The 22058-nt window shown below is 39.0% G+C and carries 17 protein-coding genes; 6 read left to right on the forward strand and 11 right to left on the reverse strand.

Annotated elements, in window-relative coordinates:
* Positions 1-294: 294 nt before the first annotated feature.
* A complete protein-coding gene (locus tag ACTQ9T_RS05820) occupies positions 295-1767 on the forward strand; it encodes a tyrosine-type recombinase/integrase (RefSeq protein WP_440464396.1) in 1473 nt (490 codons plus the stop codon).
* A 149-nt stretch (positions 1768-1916) separates the two neighbouring features.
* On the opposite strand, the gene ACTQ9T_RS05825 is transcribed toward ACTQ9T_RS05820, so the two are convergent.
* A complete protein-coding gene (locus ACTQ9T_RS05825; RefSeq protein ID WP_440464397.1) occupies positions 1917-2483 on the reverse strand; it encodes an IS630 family transposase in 567 nt (188 codons plus the stop codon).
* Positions 2410-2760: an IS630 transposase-related protein gene (locus tag ACTQ9T_RS05830; protein ID WP_352310224.1), complete on the reverse strand. Its 351-nt coding sequence runs from the start codon at positions 2758-2760 to the stop codon at positions 2410-2412. Before ACTQ9T_RS05830 ends, ACTQ9T_RS05825 begins: the two co-directional genes overlap by 74 nt.
* Positions 2761-2901: 141 nt before the next feature.
* Between ACTQ9T_RS05830 and ACTQ9T_RS05835 the strand changes: the two genes are divergently transcribed.
* The 5 genes from ACTQ9T_RS05835 (at position 2902) to ACTQ9T_RS05855 (ending at position 6954) form a co-directional block, all read left to right on the forward strand.
* The gene (locus tag ACTQ9T_RS05835) at positions 2902-3762 is read left to right on the forward strand and encodes a hypothetical protein (RefSeq protein ID WP_440464398.1); all 861 of its coding nucleotides are present in this window, start codon (positions 2902-2904) and stop codon (positions 3760-3762) included.
* 86 nt (positions 3763-3848) lie between these two features.
* Complete coding sequence (locus ACTQ9T_RS05840) at positions 3849-4199, forward strand: IS630 transposase-related protein (protein WP_025653320.1); 351 nt, start codon at positions 3849-3851, stop codon at positions 4197-4199.
* Entirely contained in the window at positions 4186-4698 is a 513-nt protein-coding gene (locus tag ACTQ9T_RS05845; RefSeq protein WP_037025933.1) for an IS630 family transposase, read from the forward strand. The genes ACTQ9T_RS05840 and ACTQ9T_RS05845 overlap by 14 nt, the downstream gene beginning before the upstream one ends.
* An 88-nt stretch (positions 4699-4786) precedes the next feature.
* Positions 4787-5068 (forward strand): helix-turn-helix transcriptional regulator, encoded by a 282-nt coding sequence (locus ACTQ9T_RS05850; protein ID WP_440464399.1) that lies wholly within the window; start codon positions 4787-4789, stop codon positions 5066-5068.
* Between the two features lie 2 nt (positions 5069-5070).
* Positions 5071-6954: a DUF927 domain-containing protein gene (locus ACTQ9T_RS05855; protein WP_440464400.1), complete on the forward strand. Its 1884-nt coding sequence runs from the start codon at positions 5071-5073 to the stop codon at positions 6952-6954.
* Positions 6955-7194: 240 nt separating this feature from the next.
* On the opposite strand, the gene ACTQ9T_RS05860 is transcribed toward ACTQ9T_RS05855, so the two are convergent.
* The 9 genes from ACTQ9T_RS05860 to ACTQ9T_RS05900 all read right to left on the reverse strand — a co-directional run bounded on the left by ACTQ9T_RS05860 (position 7195) and on the right by ACTQ9T_RS05900 (position 21818).
* Entirely contained in the window at positions 7195-7635 is a 441-nt protein-coding gene (locus ACTQ9T_RS05860; RefSeq protein ID WP_440464401.1) for a hypothetical protein, read from the reverse strand.
* 215 nt (positions 7636-7850) lie between these two features.
* Positions 7851-10529 (reverse strand): BREX-1 system phosphatase PglZ type A, encoded by a 2679-nt coding sequence (pglZ, locus tag ACTQ9T_RS05865; protein WP_440464402.1) that lies wholly within the window; start codon positions 10527-10529, stop codon positions 7851-7853.
* Positions 10529-14113, reverse strand: a complete 3585-nt coding sequence (gene pglX, locus ACTQ9T_RS05870) for a BREX-1 system adenine-specific DNA-methyltransferase PglX (protein ID WP_440464403.1) — start codon at positions 14111-14113, stop codon at positions 10529-10531. Before pglX ends, pglZ begins: the two co-directional genes overlap by 1 nt.
* Complete coding sequence (locus ACTQ9T_RS05875; protein ID WP_440464404.1) at positions 14110-14862, reverse strand: hypothetical protein; 753 nt, start codon at positions 14860-14862, stop codon at positions 14110-14112. Before ACTQ9T_RS05875 ends, pglX begins: the two co-directional genes overlap by 4 nt.
* 7 nt (positions 14863-14869) lie before the next feature.
* The gene (locus tag ACTQ9T_RS05880; protein ID WP_440464405.1) at positions 14870-16039 is read right to left on the reverse strand and encodes an AAA family ATPase; all 1170 of its coding nucleotides are present in this window, start codon (positions 16037-16039) and stop codon (positions 14870-14872) included.
* Between the two features lie 8 nt (positions 16040-16047).
* The gene (brxC, locus tag ACTQ9T_RS05885; RefSeq protein ID WP_440464406.1) at positions 16048-19719 is read right to left on the reverse strand and encodes a BREX system P-loop protein BrxC; all 3672 of its coding nucleotides are present in this window, start codon (positions 19717-19719) and stop codon (positions 16048-16050) included.
* 40 nt (positions 19720-19759) lie between these two features.
* Positions 19760-20338, reverse strand: coding sequence for a DUF1788 domain-containing protein (locus ACTQ9T_RS05890; RefSeq protein WP_290177309.1), 579 nt, complete (start codon positions 20336-20338; stop codon positions 19760-19762).
* Entirely contained in the window at positions 20335-20934 is a 600-nt protein-coding gene (locus ACTQ9T_RS05895; RefSeq protein ID WP_440464407.1) for a DUF1819 family protein, read from the reverse strand. The genes ACTQ9T_RS05890 and ACTQ9T_RS05895 overlap by 4 nt, the downstream gene beginning before the upstream one ends.
* Positions 20935-21293: 359 nt before the next feature.
* The gene (locus tag ACTQ9T_RS05900) at positions 21294-21818 is read right to left on the reverse strand and encodes a hypothetical protein (RefSeq protein ID WP_440464408.1); all 525 of its coding nucleotides are present in this window, start codon (positions 21816-21818) and stop codon (positions 21294-21296) included.
* Between the last annotated feature and the right edge of the window lie 240 nt (positions 21819-22058).

Here is a 22058-nt window from a genome sequence, read left to right on the forward strand (position 1 = left end):
GGTATTGAGTATATGTAAAATTATATAACCTAATAATATCAATTACTTGCGTTTACAGTGTGCGGCTTGGTGGGCGCACCAATTATTGTATTTAGACATAACCTCGCATTACCCCAATCCGCTACAGCCCCCGATTTTACTTACATTACGTCTTCCTGCATCACTTGTCATTACCTAGCAGCACCACTACACTGTTGTTAAATATGTTGTTAAATATTCAACAAGAGCGTTATTTGTTGTTAAATTCTCTTAGGTTTTGTTGTTAAAACCTCTCCACGCCTTTAAGGCCAAGTCATGACAAAGAGAAAAGACTACCAGTTGACGGATGCTGCCGTAAAATCTATTGCCAAACAATCACCACCTAATAAGATTACACGCCACGGCGATGGCAATAATCTATATCTAATACAACATCCAAATGGCTCCCTATTTTGGCAAATGGCTTATCGCTATCAATCTAATAAAGATCTCAAACCTAAGCAAAAAACCTATCAGATAGGTATCTACAAACCAGCCAAGCTAGATATAGACTCCTCCTTCAAACCAGAAGTATCGTTAAAGCAAGCACGATTAGCACGTGATAAAGCTAAATCATCACTTGACGACGGTATTGATCCTACCGACCAAAAAAACCATCATAAAAACAACTTTGAGCAGAAAGATTTATTTAAGATTATTGCTAACAGTTATATCAATGAAAAGTCAGAGACCACGCCCAAGAATATTCAAAAGCTGCATACCTATTTAGACAAGCATGTCTCACAACATATAGGTGACTATCCTATAAATGCTATTACTGCTCAGGATGTTATTAAAACTGGATTAGCGATTCAAACGTATTTTGAAAAGCAAGGTAAGTGGACGACTGACACAACACACAAGTGCGTGGCGTTTATCAGTTCGGTTTTTGAGTATGCTATCAACACACTAGGTTATGATCTTATTAATATTGCTCATGGACGCAGTAGAGCGCTAAGACCTCATAAGGCTGAGCGCATGAAAGCAGTTGAGCAACACCAATTCCCTGAGCTACTACGTAATATTGATCAATACAGTGCAGATAATCCAAATGCTCATGAACAGACCGTCGCGGGCATGCAATTAATGACGCTGTGTTTTGTTAGAACAAAAGAGTTGAGGTTTTTTGAATGGTCAGAGATTGATTATCATAAAAGCGTTTGGCGAGTGCCAGCGCACAAGATGAAGATGCGTCAGGATCACATTATCCCCCTATCACCACAAGCTATGGCTATTATCGAGCGTATGCGCTCCTTAACTGAGCGGACAGGTTATGTTTTCTACAACTTTGAGCGCAGTAATCCATATAGCGAAGTATGGTTTAATCAAGCATTGAAGCGCATGGGCTACACAGGCGACCCCTACCCTAAAATGACGGGACACGGATTTAGGCAACTTGCTAGCACAGGACTGTATGAGCTACAGTTTCCAGAAAACATTATTGAAGTCCAGTTAGCCCACCTTGAACAATCCAGTGTTAAAAAACGATACGATCTCTCAGCCCACTTAGCAGAACGTCAAATTATGATGAACCGTTGGGCAAATCATTTAGATGACCTTCGAGCTGGTAAGGCTGTTAATTTTGACTTAATGACGCCAGATGAAATTACTAAAAAAATGCGTAGTCGTGATGAGCAAGCGGTCGATATAGCTTTGCATGATAAAGATATTTTAATAAAAAGCTTACAAGCACAAGGTGTGTCGCCTAATCTATTAATACAGATCGTTAAACAAATTAAATCAAACTAATTACAGCTTTCCTACATGTCAAAATAATATTAAATTAAAGTTATACGTCCCTGATAAATTTACCAGCTACTAGAATTCTACATGCTTTCTCACGCAGTCACATATAGAAATTTTATTTAAGACAGAACGAATTTACTTTTAAAGTATAGTTAAGTCTTTATAAAATCGATACAGCCCATATCATGAAACAGTTTAGGTAGATTATTCTCCATCCACCCTTGGCGTAGAAACTTAGCCTGTGCCCATTTTTTCTCGATAGGGTTCAGATCGGGGCTGTACGGCGGCAGCCAAAGAATACGGTGGCCATGTCTGTTGAGTAGTTTTTGAATACGTCTGTTTTTATGAAACCGAGCGTTATCCATGACAATCACGCTCTTGGTTTTAAGACTTGGAATAAGTGTGAACTTACACCAGTCATAAAATATATTGCTATTGATATTTGTCTCAACGTACTCAAGCGCAAACAGCATTTTCTCATAGAGAGCTCCGATGACATTCGTACGCTTCTTTGCTTGCCAGTTGTAGCTATCGATACAGGGTTTACCTATCGGTGCATAGCCATGAGAACGAATGGTTTCAGCCTCAAAGCCGCTTTCATCCATATAGACAATGGGATAGCCTTGCTGAGTAAAGCGATCAAGCTTACTCTGGAATATCGCTCTTTTTATCGGACACGCTTTCGGGTGTTCTAAGGTCTTTTTTTTGACTGATACCAAGACGCTTTAAAGCATTGAAGATGCCCGTTTTACTACAGTTCAAGCGACGAGCTCTTTCATAGTTATAATCATCTGGGTATCTTTTTACGTCTTCAATCAATGCGTCATCAGGTATTTTAGTTGGTGCTTTATTTCTGGTTGTTTTAGGAGCTAGGTTCTGCTGCCAGCTATGAATGGTGCTGGTGCTAAGTCCATAAAATAGCGCAGCTTCTCGTATGGTCATACCATCAGCTATGCTAGAAAGTACCTGTTTGCGATAGTCTATTGAATACGTCATCGTTTATTTCATTAAATGCAATTGTTAATAGGATTGTATCGGTTTTATTTGGATTATACTATATTAAAAAATTAGTAAGAAAAAGTATATAAATTTCATAAATATCTTTTATGAATCTTAACTATTATATAGGCATAATCGATGAAATCCAGTAATCAATCAACCACCATCTCTTCAAACAAAAAGTCTTTTGAAAACTTCTTAACAAAGCAGAATTTTAAAAACGTAAATACTGCTATAGAACAGACTATATCTAAGCCAAGAACTATAGATATAGCTAGACGAATTCTAGAGCATGAAACATGTCATATCCATAAGCAAAGAAATAACATTTTCTTTTTAGATAGCGTAGAAGTGTTTGCTAAAAACTATGTAGATACGAAATTTGAATTTGATGATAAGTATTTTTTTAAAAATATAAAAAAATACTCAGAAGGTTATGACCTTGAGATACATAATGTTGATATAGATCAGTATGCTTTGAACCGATATATAGAAAGCAACTTCATTAAAATTGATGAATCTTTAGATGATATTGAGAATAAACGTGAAATTTTTTATAAAATATTAGATCCTCATCCCATTGAAGAGATTAAAAGAATTAGGATTATGCTAGATGAGATTTTTAGAATATATATTTTTAAGAGTATAGCTCTGATAGCTTATGAGTCAACTGCATACGAATTGTGTTTAAATTACCATGACTTCGCAATGTATCTTTTCGCTGGCAGTGCTGTGCAAATTGGTTACGATAGAAATGATTATTTCGAAAAAATGGCTTCCTTAAATGGCACTATAGCATCTGAAGCTAGATGGGCTCCACAGTCTGAGTATAGACAACAAAAGAAAAAAGAGTATCTTGCAATAATGAAGGAGCAAGGTTTTAAAAAATATGCTGAAACTGCGAGGTATATTAAAGAATACATAGATACAGATGCGAAACCTACTTATGAATATGTTTATAAATTGATAAGTGAAGCTGCAAAAGGTAATTTATCATAAAATTTATTATGCGCGCATAACTATAGTCAATCCCACCTAAAAGTGTTATAAACTAACTATCAAATTCAATTGTTATTATAAAGACCATGACTTACTCGCTAGATTTTCGCAAACAAGTACTAAAAAGCTTAGACGAGGGTATGACCTTTGCCGAGGCAGCTGAGTTTTATAATCTGAGCCCAACCACCATACAAAACTGGAAGCGGCGTGTTCATAGTAAAACAACCAGGCAAACCAAACCCTATAAAATACCAGATGATGTGCTACTTAATGATGTCAAAGAACATCCCGACGATTACCAGTATGAGCGAGCACGTCGTCTAAACTGTAGTAAAACAGGCATTCATCATGCCCTAAAGCGTCTAGGCATCAGTCAAAAAAAAGACTTTAGAACATCCAAAAGCCTGTCCGATCAAAAGAGCGATATATCAGAATAAGCTTGAGCACTTTAAGCAGCAAGGCTACCCCATTGTATATATGGACGAAAGCGGCTTTGAGCACGAGACCATTCGCTCTCATGGCTATGCACCGATTGGTGAGCCTTGTATCGATAGCTACAACTGGCAAGGTAAAAGGCGAACCAACGTTATCGGTGCTCTATATGAAAAGATGCTGTTTGCCCTAGATTACTTTAAGCACAACATCAACAGCATCGTCTTCTATCACTGGTGCAAACACAAGCTAATCCCAAGTCTTAAAACCAAATGCGTGATTGTGATGGATAATGCCAGATTTCATAAGAGTAAGCGTATTCAAAAGCTACTGAATAGGCATGGTCATCGCATTTTATGGCTGCCACCCTACAGCCCTGATTTGAACCCTATTGAGAAGAAATGGGCTCAGGTGAAGTTTCTACGCCAAGGCTGGATGGAAAACGACTTATCCAAATTGTTTTATGATGTTTGTCCTAACCATAACAATTTTATTTTGAGCTGACTATATACTATTTATTAAATCTGTCGATTATCATTACTCAACAGCACTAGCCACTACTGGCCATAACCATGCTGCGGAGTAAACTATAATGAAAACGAATGAAAAATTTCTACGAATGTCAGACCTTGCTAATTGTCCCGAGATCAAGGCACGAACATATACTACCCAGTCTGGTCGCCAGAAAACAGTTACTGCTAAAAGCGCCAAACGCGGTATCGTCGGATTTTCTGCAAAACATATTTATAAGATGATTAGACAGAATCGATTCCCAGCGCCCATCAAAATAGATGGAGCTAGTCTTTGGCGTCTATCTGATATAAACGCATGGATAGAGAAACATTCTGCCTCTTCTAATAATGAGGAGGCATAATCATGAGTAAACACAATCAGACTTCCGATCTTAAGCTAGTTGATGAACAATCAGCTAACTTAATAAAAGGGCCGGTCATCTTGCAGGATGACCAGCTCTCAGAAAACATCTCAGATGACATTGACCAGCCATCATCTGAAATTATAGCAGAAACCGAACTTAATGAGCGATTCATTTATGAAAACGGGATCTTTGAATCACGTTCGAACGGTTTGTATTATGTACACTCTCATGATGAAAACTCCTCAAAACCACCTGAAGAGTATGGCATTTTTATTTGCTCACCCATAGAGGTTATTGCCAGAACGCGAGATGTTCACAGCACTGCATGGGGTATATTAATTAGATGGTTTGACGCTGATGGAGTAATGCATCAACACTCTATAGCAATGGACTCATTCCATGGCGATACACGCGAATATCGTAAATATTTGGCCAGTCAAGGTTTAATTATCACACCTAATACTAAACATCGTCAATATTTAGATATTTATCTACAGCAGCATCCTATTGAAACTAGATCATTGTGTGTTGATAAATTGGGCTGGCATGGTGATCGATACGTACTACACAATCACTCGCTAGGTGAAAATACTAGTGAAATGACTGTCTATCAATCTGATAGTACAAATAGTAGCGCACTCTCTCAGAGAGGTACAGTTGTTCAATGGCGTGATGAGATATGCAAACTAATTGCTGAACAAAGTCGTCTCGTATTCTCAGTATGTTGCGCTTTTTCAGGACAGCTACTAGAGCCCTTGGGTTATGATGGAGGAGGTTTTCACATACTAGGCTCATCAAGTATCGGTAAGTCTATTACCATGTGTTTAGCGGCTAGTATATGGGGAAATCCTAAGCAAACAGTCAGAACTTGGCGGCAAACGGACAATGCACTCGAAGGTACCGCTAGTGAGCATAATGATAGCGTTTTATTTCTCGATGAAATCAGTGAAATTGATCCTACTATCATCGGAAAAACAGCGTATATGTTGTCTAATGGAACAGGTAAATTCAGAAGTTCGACATCCGGAACCAATCAGAAACCTTATACATGGCGAACAATATTTTTATCGAATGGCGAACAGTCAATTCAACAGCATATGAATAATGTGAGTCAAAGAACTAATGCTGGTATTGAGACCCGCGTGGCTCATATTGAGGCTGATGCAGGTTTCGGTCATGGAGTTTTTGATAGTATAGTGATGGCAGAGTCTGGCTCAGCACAGGCAGACATGATTAAAGAACTTGCCTCTCAATATTACGGCACTGCAGGGATAGCTTGGCTTAATTATATTACTGCCGATAAAGCAAAAACTACAGCAGAGGCTAAACAAAAAATCGAAAGTTTCATGTCACAGTACGACGGCCTATCTTTACAGGCACATAGGGTTGCTAAGCGTTTTGCGCTTGTAGCTGCAGCAGGAGAAATGGCAACGCAGGCTGGTATCACTGCTTGGCAAGAAGGTCAGGCAACGTCAGCTGTTAAAATTTGCTTAGATAACTGGCTTGGCAACTACGGACATGATGGTGAGCATGAAAAGCGACAAATTATTAACAACGTTAAAGCATTTATTGAGAAGCACGGATCGAGTAGATTTCAACCTTGTTATGATAAAGCTTCTACAGTCTTTGAAGACAAGATTAGCAATTGTGCTGGCTACCATAATCGCGACACAAATGATTTCTACTTTTTTACTAGTGATTTTGAAAAAGATGTATGCTCACCATTTAGCAAGCGTAAGGTGTTAAAGGTAATAGAAGAAGCTGGACTTTTAATTATGAATGAATTTGGTCGCAACACTTATAAAACTCCGACAACTTGTATTAAACAACGTCCCCGTGTTTATGGTATTAAAGGGTCAATACTAAACTATGAACCTGCTTAGAAATACCAATAAGAGTTTACTAATAAAGGTCCCAGTCGTCCCTTAACCTGAAACGACCAGGACTGCTTTAGAACCTTTAGCAACGGGTGTTGTCCCACTGTCCCAATCGTCCCTTGCTAAAAAGGTAGCTAGACTAAAAACTCGGATGATTTGCACATAGTAATTTGATAATGGGAAAATAAAAGCTCTCTTATTCACTGAATAAGAGAGCTTTTTAAATAGAATATTTAGTTATATATTTTAAGAACAATAATACGAGAAGATACCTCCGACCGCATCTCTGTCTATATGATTGATAAAGTTGTCATCCCAAGGATCATCTGGGTAAGCCATTGACACTTTAAAGCTAATTTTATTCCCATCAGCTGTCATAATATGAGACTTGACTGGCTCCTTACAGTTTATTTCAACGTACTGGTTGAAGGCACCTGTATATCCGGTTGAATACACCTGAAGCCACATCACCTCAGGCTTCAAAGCATTGTTTTCAGGTAGCTGTATTCTTAATGGTTTAGCATACCAAGTCGTTGACTTCACGCCATCACCCAGAGGTTGATTAAATACCTCTACCTGCTGATTCTTAAAAAAATCATTGCCATTATTAATTTTAGCGTTTGCCGAACTTAAAGATACAGCTGTTATTGCCAAGCAAGTTAACAATCCTCTTGAAAATTTCATCATAACTCCTCTATATGATTATATGTAAGATGCATTTTATAAATAAAGTATAAATTTAAACAACTTTATTCATTCAGCAAAAAACAACTCAATACAAACCTTGGGACAGATGGGACTAGTGGTACAACTTATACAGCATAAGGGCTAATACTTGTCCCGACTATCAAAAACCCTTGGGACGAATGGGACACAACAATTTAACTCAGGACTAATCATCCTCAGAAAAAATCATCCAAATGAGCCAAGTCAATTGTCACACTATACTGACTATAGTTAATCTGTGTTTTAGCATCTTCTAATATCAGGGTATATTGCGCATTGCGGTCAAACAGTGACCCGATTAAGCTAAGCCTAGCTTCGCGAGTACGCTCATCCATAATCTTGCTACTACTATCAAAGTTTATCGTCTCTCTACTAGAAACCTCTTTACCACTACTATCTATGATAAACACGTTAATCTGACGAGAGACAAATTGCTCGCCTACCGCATCCGTTTGAATAAATTTAATTTTATCGATATTACTGACTAGTTTAATTGGCTGGTTTGCCACAACGACACCCACTGGCTGATTCTCAAACTTAGTCGCCTGCTCTTTATCTAGCTCTCGAATATGGATAACAGGCACACATATCTCTTGCAGCATCGCACCACCATGAACAAACTTAGCACCACTGACAAAATGAAAGCGCTGGCTAGATTTGGGTATCAAAAATTCAGTCTGATTCTGATTTTGACATGAGGAATCAGCCAAGCCATTGGCTGTATTACTGATAGATCCTTTCCAATAAGCGTCGTCTGATGGCAAGTTATCACCAATCACGTAACGCTTTTTGGCTTCCATGACACCACTAGGTTTTGTGGTTAGCTTGGTTTTATTGTCGGCAACCAGCTCTTTTTGTTGAAAGAGAAATCCATGATCAGCAGTTATTACGACGTGGCTTCCATTCAGACGATTGATGATACGACCTACTAAGTTTTTTAGCTCGTCAATGGCACTACGGCAAGCTTCAAAGGTCTTTTCTTCATTTTTCGAGTTATCGCCCATAGCGTCAATTGTGTCATGATAAATATAAACGACCCTTGCATTACGAATTTTATCGCGACCTTCTTGATTACTCCAGCTCATAAGATCTTTGGCACTGACTGCCATACCCTCTACTTTGTTCAAGATTTTATTTCGGTTATCTAAACCTGCTGATAAGACGCCATCAACATAGACAGATTTACCCTTTTCGGGCTGATAGCTTAGAGATTCATGAGGCAATAGCGCCGCCATACCTAGCTGAGTATAGCTCGGCAATACACCTAACTGTGTTGAGATACTGGCCTTGAAACGTTTTTCATTATTAATAATTGACCATAATTCAGATGCCACCTCATAACGCAAAGCATCAGAGATGATGACAAAGGCTCGTTGTAGCTGAGTCGTGTTCAATCGTGCTTGCACTTCATTGTTATAAAAGTTGTATTGATTTGGGATATCTGTTATCTGCCATTTATCTAATAGTTGCTCATGACCTAAATGATAATCCCAAGCCAGCCCTAACTCATAGAGATACCAGTTGGTATATATACTCTCGATCTCTTCATCTAGCCGTCTGAGCATATCAGAACCGATGCTTAGCGAGATAAGCACATGCTCATTGAATAAGCGATAGGCTTGATCAAACTGGTAAATATCACTGACGTAGGCATCATACATCGATTTGGCACTATCAAAATGAAAACCATCAACATACGTGTTACGAAGATAAATCAGCATTTCTGCACTACGTAACGCTTGATAAGAGCTAGTATAGGCAGAATTAGACAAGCTCCAATGGCTTGCTAGCCTAGTTGAGACAATACTGTCAAACTCAACTCTATCGAGTGTTATGCTGCTGTCTAATAACGTCTCTACCAAGCCGCGAATGATGTTTTTCTCAACTGCCTTAAAGGTCTCGCATCGAATGAGATCAATCGGACGGTACTGGCTGCTTTTAGCACTGATATCAAGCTGCTGACCCAATTGATGAGATACAACCTCATAATACGGGCAATACGTACGACTATCACGCCAACTGACCATGAATGCCAGTGCTGTGGCGCGACCTGCATTACCCTTTAAGACATTATTAGCGAGCCAGTCACGCTCGATGCCTTCTGTCTGAGTCCAAAAATCCGTGCAAAATAACTTCAATACAAATTCTGAAAATGAAGGCTGTTCTGTGACGTAGCCATAATTTTTATCAAGCTCTGTCCAGAGTGCCTCGACCAAATCAAACTTGGTCAATTGCTCCCATAAAGGCAATCCACTTGTATCATCCTCTAAGTAGCTTGCATGCTCTCTTAACAAGCTAAATAAAATATCAGACAGATGGCTTGAGTCAGACTTAACGACCACAGCGATCATCTTACGATCAAGAGTCAGCGCATCGTCATTGACTGTTACTCGTTTTTTCAATCCTGCTAAGCGCTGCTTATTGGCAAAGAACTTTTGGCGTTTTTGAATATATGAGCGCAGCGCCATGTTAGTAATGCCAAGCTCATTGAGTAACATCGAGCTATGATCTGCAAAAAACTGCTCACTATACAGGCGTATATCAAGCAGCCAATCACGCTCAGGCTCAGATTCTACCTCTGGAAAATAAAGCAAAAACCGGTTTTTAGGTTCGTCGATTTCAATACGCTTTTTGGTGGCCAATACAGATTCATCAGCCATATTTAGAACCGTTACCTCGGTTGAGAAGTCCTCATCACTATCAACGTTATCAGCATTAGCGTTAATGGCAGCGGTCAAAGGCTCACTGAGACTATCTAACTCTTCTATAAAGCTTTGGTCAGGATCGTGCCAAAATACGATTCTATTGTCTTTGAACTTGGCAACGATACCTTGAATGAGTTCACTTGCCTGCATCAGATGACCTCCGGTGCTGATCCAGTGATGGATTTCACATCAGAGAGCAGATCCCCAAACTTGCCGTAGTTTACTTTTACGCCATCATCTAAGTCTAAAGAGATACGCATGTCTGCATAGTGCTTGAGCTTGTCATCGAACTCGCGCAATTCGACTTGTTGCTTCACTAAAGCGGCAAGCTCTTTTTTGAAGCGGTTGGCATCACTGGTGGAGTCGGCATTGTCTATTTGCTTATCCAACTGTTCGGCATAGGCGTCATATTTACCCAGTAGCGGCGTGACATACTCTGTACGCATACGTGACAATGTGCCTTCATTGTAGCGATGCAAGTACACTAGGCACTCAAAAGCTTTGTTTTTACCTGAGCTAAATAGCCAATATATCGGGCGCTTTTTATAAGTCTTTAGGTGGTCTTTGTAGAATTGGGTCGATAGGTAGCGGCGTATGGTCTCAAGTGCGGATTCAGACTGCCCTTTTTTAGCAAGCGGTTTGATGGCGTGTAAGCATAGTGATTCCGCGATAAAGTCTAAGTTCTCTTGCAAGTGCTCAGAACCCCATACCACTTGCACAAACTCACGCAAACGGTCGGTGGCATCATCTTTAAACCACTCTTGATCAGTCAATGGAATGATAGCATTCTGATCAGCGGGGAAACTTTTGTAAGCACCATCATTGACTAGCTCATCAAAGCCTTCATTACCTGAGTTTGCATAGACTAAGCCTTCACGATCTAGTGAGTAGCGACCCATCATGCAACCTAATGAATAGGATAATATTTGAGTAATCCATTTCCCATGAAACTCAGTATACGAACAATTAAAATTAGAACTTATTGACTCTCTATTAACTACTGACAGTTCTACAGGAACATTGATATCCTTTATAATATCAGAATTAACTTTTCTCTCGATGTTATAAATACTATCAAAAAAAACCTCTGCATTCTTATAAAATGTATTGAAATCTTCTCTTATATTATTTTTACTATATATCGCACTAATGAAGTCAAATGAAATCTCCCACATATCCCATTCAGACTTAGCTAACTCTATCACTTTGATGATATCGTTATGGTCAACCTTTGAAGATATATCTGGAAGAGCTTCAATATCTCCAACTTGTATATTTACAGAAGTATTTAACAATCTTACTAAATAGCTTGCAAGCGGAGTATTCAGTAAGCCCATTACTCTATACATATCATTGTCATCTTTTAAAGTAATAGATGATCCTCCGACATCGTAAGTAGCTTCTTCGGGCAATAGTCTAAATCCTGGGTGGGCAGTGGTAACTTTTGTCCAAGTTATTCCTTTTTTATACCATAGGTTTTCAGGAATAATTCTTGCTGTTTTATTGTGCCTATAAAAATCTATAGCCTCTTCAGACCAGTTAATCACATAATCAAAATTTCCATACCATTTTCTATAAGTACCTCCTTTAGCGTAGAATAACCACTTCCTTCCTCTGCCTACTTCTCTATGATTAATCTCCCAAAAAAACCGTAAAAATCTATTATTATCTCCAGTTAAATTTAGACTTTTATTTATTGTAGACTTTCCAATAGTTGAATTTTTTGCAAAAAGAGATAACATTTCTTTTGTTGCCCAATAGCAAATGCTTGCGGAAGGTAATAATATAAAATCTTCATTTGATAATTGAGAATAAACAGGCGCTTCTTTTGTGATAAAGGCATGTTCTTTTGCATCACAACTTGAATAGCTTTGTAAATTATAAAAACAACTCTGTTGTTTATTATTTTTTCGTGTATTTAAGACAAAAGCACATGTTTGTACTACCTCTCCTCCAATCTCTTTAAAAGCTCTTGTTCCTAAATGTAACATTGAATCTATTTTATCTTCTCTTAATATGTGTGTACGTAACTGTTCAAAAGCGGATAGGAACATCCAACTATGCATAGTAATCATTGCTAACTTACCTGAAGCAAGAACAAGATCCCTACATCTCATAATAAAAGCAGCATAAATATCCCAAGTACAATCAGGAAAACGTTCTAATATAAAGTTTTTGAGGTTGGTAGGCATTCCTTTTCGGCCCATATACGGCGGATTAGCAATCACAGCATCATAACGAATGGATAGAATAAGCGCCTGATGGACAATATCAATTAATTGCTTGGCAGCAGGTCTTTGAAATGAGTCACCAGACTCCGCCAACTCTACTAAAATCTCACGTATCTCTTTTAAGTCATCATACTCATCCGCAGGCACCTCAATCAGAGAACCAAAAGTCTTCGCCTGACTAAAACGCGCTAGCGTACGCTGTAATAGCTGATAGCAATTGTCCGCCTCAAATGAGCTAAGATCTTGCGTCTCATTAGCGAACATATCTTGGGATGTGCCATTATCCCAACCACCAGACAGGTTCAGCTCACGCCACACTGCTGGCAAGTTGATATGATTGCCTTCTTGCAGTGCCAGTACATTGAGACTGACATGACGGGTAAAGATACGCTTATCATCAGCACGTGCCAGCATCATCAGTGCAAATCCTGACAGTTGGGCCGCACGGTCATCAATATCTAGACCATATAGATTATTTTCTAGTATCTTCTGTGGTATCTCACGAGAGCGAAAGCCGCGCTCTTCATAGATTGCCTTTAATACATTATAAGCTTCGATCAATATATGGCCCGACCCGACCGCTGGATCTAGCACCTTGATACTCTCAGGATCGATACTATCAGGAGTCATTGCTTGCAGTTGCTCATTGACCTTGGATGATTGCTCGGCAGGCTCGATATAGTATTCCATCTGGGTTTTGATTGCTGACTCAGGATAAGTCTGTAGCCACTGACGACCGACTGAGTTTTGTACCAAGTACTTTACAATCCAATTGGGCGTGAATAGCTGAGTGGCGGCTGGGATATCTTCGCTTTTGACTACCTTACCCATGACCTCGTCTTTTTTCTCAGAGATATAGAACTGATACAGCCAACCGATGACCTCAACCTGATCCCAGTCCTCTTCAGGAATACCATCGACCAAGCCGCGCAGTATCGAATCGGTACGAGTAAGATTATCTGGTAATAGCAGCTCAGTCGCATCATTTAAGGCTTCAAACAAAAACGGCATGGCTTCGTGCAGCTTATGACACTGCTTTAGCAAAAGCCGCCGATATAACGTCTCGTCTTTATTACCTGCCAGCTTTAACTCAATAATATAGTCACGGTCTAAGTCTAACTCGTCAGCCGCATCTACTGCATGATCGATAATCTCAAATCCTGTAGGATTGTCTGGATGCGACAATACGCGAAAGCCATGACCAAGATAATCATGAATCTCCATATAACGAATCGCGCATAGTCGGTTAAACCATGTATAAGCTTCTTGCTCAACTAGTTGAGCATAACCAACTAATTTAACTTTCTTGACCAGCTTCTCTCGGGCAAATCTAATATCAGGCGTGAAAGCTTTGCCTTCAATAAGCAAGACCGAGCCTTCCTCTTTAACGTCAGAAATTTGTTTATCGCTGTAAATGCCTAGCTGATTTAATTGTTTTGAAATAGCTGTGATAAACTCTCGCCTAGCTTGCGGGGCATATCTTTTTAAATTTGCAGTATTCATAATTTTCTCGCTGTTCTATGTCCACAGATACCTTCAATAGCGTTGGTTAAATCTGTTTTGAATTGGTTATAACTAGGCATGTTAATCTGTCTTATATCTACTGTCTCTGCCTCAGAGTACTGCTGCTCCGTTGTTGGCCCAGCTCCAGTTGCCAATCCCAATAATTTTCCCAGTACTTTCTTTGGTGCATTGTGTTCTGAAGCAGCATCATTTCCTGATAAATTAGTTTCCAAAGCTGCACAACAAGCGCAAGGAGGCTTTTGTCGACCACATATAAACCAAGCCTCTGATGTAGGCTTAGGAATCATAGGTATCCCTTGGACTCCGTTATTTCCGTTAAAACCTAACTTAATAGATTGATGCAAATCAGTAAAATCGTACTTATCGGTATCATGGAAATAAAAAGCCAATTGATGCTCATTATTTTTTGCATAATCAGCCATTGCTGCGGCTCTATTTGCATGCTCCACAAAGCCCTTCTTTAACTTTGTACTTGGTCGATGTTTATTCCTAAGACTTTTAGTTTTACGAGCTAGCTCATTACTAGATATATATGTAATCCAATTATTTGGTGATTGGAAGTCTAAACACTCTTCGTTCCACTTTGGTAGTAATTCTTGCAATAAACGTATAGCTAATAACGCCATCGGACCTAAATTATAGAATTCGCCGGTTGACAGTGGCTGGCCATTATTTGAACCGCCCATATCCGAGCTACCCTCACCTGTCACTAAAACACTTGTAATCATTATAAACCTACTCACTTATTTTAGATGGATTTACTAATGACTCAGCTTCTTTAGCAGCATCTTTTAAATAAATATCAAGCATTGCATCACCGGGAGCTAACGAATCGAGCTTATTAGTAAGCGACGGTAAAGCAAATAATTTATGAGCCTTGGTATGACCTAATTTGTTTTTATAAACAAATATTACTGACCGTCGAGCAATCTCATCCTCGATATAATTCAATACCATTGGACTGTGTGTAGTAACGAGAACCTGCTGAGGTGAATTTATAAATGCCTCTACAAGTTTTTCTGTAATTTCAGAGTTAACACCATTTTCAATCTCATCAAATTGCTGGAACTTTGAGCTTGATCTTTGAATTGCTAGGATTGTAAGGATACGCAACATTCCATCATTAATATGCCTTGCATTGGTCACGACCTTAACATTTGAGCCGTCTTTATTGTAAAACAGCTCTGTTAGAAAGAGGCTTAATGTACCGTTCAACTCAGTTTTAGTCTCGATTTTCACAACTTGAGGAAAATAGCTACGTAGGTTTATTGAAAGCACATCTCGTGACTTTTTGTCCAAGTTATGAATATAGCTAATTAAATACTCACCTGCACTGCCAACCTTACCTGCTGAGGCAAAACGTCCAGCTCGCATTACCTTAGGTGACAAGAGATCATGGCTATCGATACTAGTCATAAATTTACGAAATATAATAGCTTCTTGAGGTAAAGCGGAATCATCTAAAACCGATAAAATTGAACCTGAGTATTTGAAAATAAGCTCAGGAAAATTGTCTCGTTTAGTTTTCAGCTTTCTTTGATGTACATGTACAAATTGTTCATTATTCAACAAATCAGTTAATGTTTCACTAGTACAGAATCCTTTTTCCCAATTATATTTTGCTTTCCAACGCAATTGTTTACCTGAAATATCTATATCAACTATTAAATCCATTGTTGATCGATTAGGAAAGAAATGCGAAGCAACATCTTTAGCCTCCCACTCTCTTTCATTTAGCCAGTGATCTACGTCTCCACTGAATAGAGCGGATACATAGCTAAATAGCTGCAAGACAGAGCTTTTTCCTGCACCGTTTAATCCGATGATACAGTTAAATTTGGAGTCTAGTATTAACTCAAAGTCTACTAACGACTTGAATGCATTTACGCTTATTCGTCTAATCATGGTAGCCCCTATTTAATCCGTACTCGATCACCAGCTTTTACCGCAGCTATTAGCTGCTCTCTTAACGCGTATAGATAATCCTCTACTTCGGCAGTGCTTTCGATAAAGTCGCCCGATACCGAGCGCGTCATAACCTCTTTAGGATCAATCGTAACGGTACGTTTGGCGACTGGAGCAGGGATAACGGGCTTAGGTACAGACTGCGGTACAGTCTTACCTTCTTTTGCGGCTTCTGCCTGTTGCCTTTGATACTCAAGAGCACGCTGACGCTGCTCATTTTCGACCTGCTTACGCTGCTGTTCGATAAAGTCATTTAATAATTCATTCGCGCTTTCCTCATAATCTCCAGCTTCCGACTGTTCGCTGAAAATTTGCGGAATAGAGTTAGTCTCTTCTATGCGCTCTCGACATAACTGCAGGGGACGCAGCGCTTTATTCTTAATATCCGCAGGTGCTGTCGTTTCTGCTAACGCTTGATTGATACGCTCAATGCGTTCATCCACTCTAATAAGAGCGTGAGCGCGCTTGTCTTCTACCAAAGCCAAGTTAATCTTATTAACCTGCTCAATGAGTGGGCTGATACGGCGCATTTGACCGTAAGGCGCTGGCATATCATAAATGCTCTTGAGCTCTTGTAGAGACTTTGATGCTTGCGAGTCTTTTTCGAGCGCGTGCAAGTTCGCCTTAAAGCGCTCATTCAATGCAGTAGAGAGAGACTGCCATATTTGAAACTGACTATTATAAAAGTCATCGAGGTCTTCCAACTCTTCAACAAACGCTTTTAGTGCCTTGGCATCTTGTAAAAATCGCTCAATGAATTCAAAGCTCGACTTCTTTTCTAGTATCCCCGCTACCAATACCAACCCATCATTAATCTGTGGCTTACCAGGAAAGTGTCCGGTTTGCGATTTTGTGCGAAAAGATTTTAACGCTTCATTCCAGTTTTCTAATGCTTGTTTTATGAGTTCATACAGCTCTTTTTCACCAGAGCCAATAAAGGTCTTGGAAAATAGATTTTTCACCAAATTAGAGGCTTTTTTAACCTGACTATCATTAACCTGACGAATTTTATTAACTCGTATGTCGCCACGCTTACGTACGCTATTAAACGGCTCATAAGCTCTATTAAGTGCCAAATCGCTACCTTGCAGACTAAACGCAAGCTTACCTGCCAATCCAAGCCGTGCGACTAACAGTAGTATCTCATTGACAGGCCAGCCATAAGGACGCTTACCAAAGTGAGTGACTATATCACTCAAATAAACTGGCTCATTGCGCTCTATTCTGAACGAAACATACTGCTCTACTTCGCGAGTGGCGTTTGGGTTGCATTCATCTGCTTGAAGGTCAAGTCCTAGCTGGGCGACATTATCTGCTACTAATACTTTCTGTAGCTCAGGCAGCACTTCACCTGGTGTCACATTTAGTAAATCTAGTTTGGCAAAGGTATTTTCAACGATGTATTTATAGGACTCTTCAACGATAACGCTTGGCGTCACTGATTTCTTTGGCATTTTAGTGCCAATAGCATAAACACTAGCTTCTGCAAATAATGTCTCAAAACCCATCTTTAAGCGTTTTTCACGTGCCATGTTCTCCATTTGCTTTTCACGCAGTAAATGCTCTTGCTCTGGTCGCTGCCCTGAGTTCTGTTTTAAGAAACGATCCGTCTTTATAAATACCTTCAAATCATCCCATAGACGCTGGTCATCATCTAACTTGATTAGGACAGAGCCCTTATCTTTTAGACTATGCTCAATACATGCCTGCTCATGAGAGAAGCTCTCGTAATGGCTATCTAGCGGTGATACGACTTTAATGACTAAATCTTCAAGGGTGGTTCCATCTTTGGGGTGCCCATTACAAAATCGGCTAACCATAAAGTCTTGTTTATTTATAGGATAACGGTAGGTTCGGTTATTCTTAAGAATGTCATTAAACACAATAGTCGAAAGTTTATTCGATACCTCAGACATCTCAAAATCTGTTTGACGGATCTCGTTTTCAATCTCTTTTTCTTCATTAGTCAAAAAGATAAATACATCATTATTGCGTGCAATCAGCAGCTGTTTTTCTAACCGATTTAAGCTATCTTCAATTTGCTTACGTAACTTAATTTTATCAGCATCGATACGATCAATCGATAGGGTTACTAGGTTATCTAAAGTGCTTTTGACCACATCGACATAACGAATCAGAAATAAAGTTTTTAAGATATTTTGATCAAACTTAGTCAGTGATTCTGACTCACAGGCTTGATCAATAGTACGTTTGATTGCTGGCTCTAAAAAACTCTCAATAGGTGCGTAGAAACTATGAAAAGGAACGAGCACATCAAGCTCATTATTCTTCATCTGCTTTGCTGCAGATTGAAACGCATCTAGTAAAGAGCGTTCACCCATAGCCAGATTCTTACCACTTGCCCCTTTAACCCTAATAGATTCAAAGACTTTTTGAACCAAATTATAGTGATAAGGGACAAAGGGATAGTTATCTACAAAGGATAGGCTATCGGTATAGCCTTTTAGGTCAGCTGTGGTTGTCTTATCGAAAGTTAACTGATTGCGTAGGATGTCGCCTTTTTCAGCGAATATATCTGTGAGCTGCTCATTGGCCTTGTCTGTTTTAGATAACAGACGCTTTTGGATAACCTCAGAGGTGTTTGAACTAGACAACTGCAGACGAGTATTAAAGCGACCTTGAATCTTAGAGAAGTCTTGACCATCACCTTTACTCATCCCACCAATAGCAGCATCAATATCTGCCTGTGATGTGACAACTACCCAAGCACGACCACCACAGTACGTCCCTAAGTCTTCAGTAATAGTCTGCAGCTTAAGCATCATTTGGGTGTTTTTACCAATAAACTGCCCCACTTCATCGACCATAAATAATAAATTGCGGTCGCCACTACTATCTAGGTAGTCATTTACCCACTTACAAAAATTTTGGATATCGAGTGGGAAGTTATTCTCTATTTGCTGTACCCAGTGTTTAGCAGACTCTTTGGACTGATCGCTGGCATGAGCCAAAGCTTCTGATAGCTCATCGCGGTAAAAGTCATAAGCATCACGCTCTTCTTCCCACGTAGATAGGGTTAACTCAGCGAACTTGGTCTTAAATGAATCATATTGGTCACGCTTATCAAGCTCGCGTTCTAAATGTGCAATGTGAGGAAAGTCAGCACAATAACCAACACGCTCGTTGAACACCTTTAAGAATACTTTAAGAATGGCATTCTCACGATCTTCAGTATTCGCTCTTGAATCAATATTAAACAAGATAACATCGGTATCTTTGCTAACAGACTTTTTGATATCTGTTAATAAAGCGGTATCTGTAATCTTGTCCTTAAAAAAATCAAAGGCTTGCCGGCCTTCACCATCTTTCTCTACTGACTTATTTTCTAATAAGTATGACAATATTTTTAAAAAATGTGACTTACCAGAGCCAAAGAACCCAGAAATCCAAACCCCGACTTTTCCAGACATAGCAGAACCACTATGATCTACAGAAGGCGCATAAGCGGCAAAAAACGCTCGAAAATGCCTATTAAGCTCTTGCGTTATGACATACTCATCTAGCTCAACATAGATACTGTCGTTGTCCTTTTGCTCAGCTTTGACAACGCCATTGATATCACGAGTCAGCTGCTTTGAAAAAATCTGTTCAATATTCATCTAGTAGGCTCTCTATTTTATTTCTTATCATTGATAAATTTTATTTGCCACTTTCAGACACTAATTTAAAAGCGCGATAGTAGTTTTTGGATTCAATCATGCCAAAAGGATACAAATCTCTTCCGCTATACTCACCAGGATAAAACAAAACCAATGGGGTACTACCCATGATATCTTGTAATGCGCTAAGCAGCTCATGACCTCTAACCAAAGGCCATGCGCTTCCTAAGCCTGATAACAATACAAAATCCAGCTCAGAGGGTTGATATTTATTGGCAATGAATTTAGCCACCTTATCTTGGCTAAGTGGCCCTGCTAGCGTTTTACGTAAACTATCAACACCCACTTGCTGTTCACGTAAGCAGGCACGTTCAAATAAGCCGCGATCTTCAAGCATATCAATAAGCACTGTAAATATATTTAGATGAACAAAACGATAATCACGCTTATCTAACTTTTCAGTAATATGCTCAAGGTGGTCTCGTACTACCAATTCATACTTTGCTGGATAATCGAAGATCCAAAAACCAATCTCGTTACCCAAACCATCGTTTTTTAAGAATTTTGGGCTCTCTATACGTTCAAGAATTAAATCCAGCCGTCTCTTAAGCGCATTCATATCGTGCACTCCATAACATCGATCAAGTCTTCCCTATTGATGCTTATAAGACATTCTTTTACTTCTGGTAGCAGGTAAACAGGTTGGATCTGACGTTTACGACTAGTACTTAGATAGCCACTATCTACTAATGACTTAATCGCATTATTGCCCATTTTATTAATAGTGGACTCAAAGAATTTATTTAGCTCTGGATATACACGTATCTGTGTGTCATAAAACTCAGTCCAAGCATCAGACGCCAATGCAGGCTTGTAGGTTCTGCGCGCTTCAGCAAGACTTAATCGCATAAAATCAGCTACTATCGGAGAGTCAATCAGCAATGCTGCCATTAATAGCTGAATATAGGCACGCTCAGTAGACTCAAGCAACGATGCTATAAAGTCGTCACCAAGCCTTCCAACACGATGGCGAATCGTTTTCGTATAGCGGCTTGCTGTCTGTGCTGATCTCTTTTGAAGGATGTTTTGCTCGATAACAAGTGATTTCCATTCATCATCAGATAAATCCTTTAATAGATAACCTGCAATGATTCGTGACTCAGTAATCAGCAAACTTGCTCCGATTAGATCACCAACGTAATCTTTTACATTCATATTCTAGTTACTCGCGATTGGTAGTACAGTCGAACCTGACAGTTTCAACTTTTAGATAACAAAAAAAACTCACGTAGGTAAGTCCCAAATAAGTGCTTGTGCCTTTCTTTTATCAGAGCACTAATTGACGAGCATAGCCTACATCAATTGGTCAGCTCATACTACAGATTGAAGCAAATTATGTGAAAGCTTTTCAACTTATATTATTTTCATGCCTTACTCAAGTCACATTATTGACACACGTCATCATAATATAATATGAAAATACTTGAGCCTATTTTAAATAAAAAAACACCCTAAACATTTCATTTAGGGTGGCTTCAAAAACCATAGGGGAATATTAAGAAAATATGGATGCTTTAGTAATACTCTCTTACCAATTCTTGCTCTGTCTTGTCAAACTTAAAACAGAAAGGTTTGCCTTGCTTATAATTATCAGACATTCTATAGGCATCAATATTTCCAGAGAAACAAAAACGGTCAGACCCAATATTGAAATCAAACTCAACAATAGCGCCCGCTTTGTTCACAGCAACTGGATTCCCATAAGAATCACTTGCAGGTGAAAGTGCATATCCAAAGGGATGCACGGTTTTTTTACTAGTATCAATCACAACTAAACGATAAGGTTTTTGACCAACAAACCCTGTTTCATTAGTCTCAAAAAGGTAAAGTATTTTATCACCATCGAAGTTGGGTTCACCAGTTTTTAGAACATTGGCATAGCTCTTTAGTCGATCATCTGTACAGAATTTTTCATTCTCATAATCAAAATCGCACTCAGATACAGTTACACCGTACTTTGTGACGGCAGCATTAGAGATAGAAGGAAAACCCCATACGAGTATTGATACTGCAAAAAGCAATTTTGTACTTCTTAACATTAAATTCATCCTAGTAATTATTTGGTAAGTTTTATCAATTTTAAAAGAGAGTTTTGATACTAATGCACACCTACAGGGTTTTAACGACTCTTTGATTAGAGACACTTAGATTATGTATGAGGTGATTGATGCTTATAGACATCATATCAACTCGTATAAGATGTGAAAAAACTTTACGACGAACGGTAGCTGTTTTATAGGTTCAATCAACTGATTTTAGAACTTAAAATAATAATTTAA

Source organism: Psychrobacter sp. ASPA161_6 (assembly GCF_051970285.1).
GTDB classification, from domain to species: Bacteria; Pseudomonadota; Gammaproteobacteria; order Pseudomonadales; family Moraxellaceae; genus Psychrobacter; species Psychrobacter glaciei.

Coding starts and splice junctions, on each gene's coding strand:
- ACTQ9T_RS05840 (WP_025653320.1), top strand. CDS start 3,849: ATGACTTACTCGCTAGATTTTCGCAAACAAGTACTAAAAAGCTTAGAC.
- ACTQ9T_RS05890 (WP_290177309.1), bottom strand. CDS start 20,338: ATGAATGCGCTTAAGAGACGGCTGGATTTAATTCTTGAACGTATAGAG.
- ACTQ9T_RS05855 (WP_440464400.1), top strand. CDS start 5,071: ATGAGTAAACACAATCAGACTTCCGATCTTAAGCTAGTTGATGAACAA.
- ACTQ9T_RS05895 (WP_440464407.1), bottom strand. CDS start 20,934: ATGAATGTAAAAGATTACGTTGGTGATCTAATCGGAGCAAGTTTGCTG.
- ACTQ9T_RS05850 (WP_440464399.1), top strand. CDS start 4,787: ATGAAAACGAATGAAAAATTTCTACGAATGTCAGACCTTGCTAATTGT.
- ACTQ9T_RS05820 (WP_440464396.1), top strand. CDS start 295: ATGACAAAGAGAAAAGACTACCAGTTGACGGATGCTGCCGTAAAATCT.
- ACTQ9T_RS05860 (WP_440464401.1), bottom strand. CDS start 7,635: ATGATGAAATTTTCAAGAGGATTGTTAACTTGCTTGGCAATAACAGCT.
- pglX (WP_440464403.1), bottom strand. CDS start 14,113: ATGAATACTGCAAATTTAAAAAGATATGCCCCGCAAGCTAGGCGAGAG.
- ACTQ9T_RS05875 (WP_440464404.1), bottom strand. CDS start 14,862: ATGATTACAAGTGTTTTAGTGACAGGTGAGGGTAGCTCGGATATGGGC.
- pglZ (WP_440464402.1), bottom strand. CDS start 10,529: ATGCAGGCAAGTGAACTCATTCAAGGTATCGTTGCCAAGTTCAAAGAC.
- ACTQ9T_RS05835 (WP_440464398.1), top strand. CDS start 2,902: ATGAAATCCAGTAATCAATCAACCACCATCTCTTCAAACAAAAAGTCT.
- brxC (WP_440464406.1), bottom strand. CDS start 19,719: ATGAATATTGAACAGATTTTTTCAAAGCAGCTGACTCGTGATATCAAT.
- ACTQ9T_RS05880 (WP_440464405.1), bottom strand. CDS start 16,039: ATGATTAGACGAATAAGCGTAAATGCATTCAAGTCGTTAGTAGACTTT.
- ACTQ9T_RS05900 (WP_440464408.1), bottom strand. CDS start 21,818: ATGTTAAGAAGTACAAAATTGCTTTTTGCAGTATCAATACTCGTATGG.
- ACTQ9T_RS05830 (WP_352310224.1), bottom strand. CDS start 2,760: ATGACGTATTCAATAGACTATCGCAAACAGGTACTTTCTAGCATAGCT.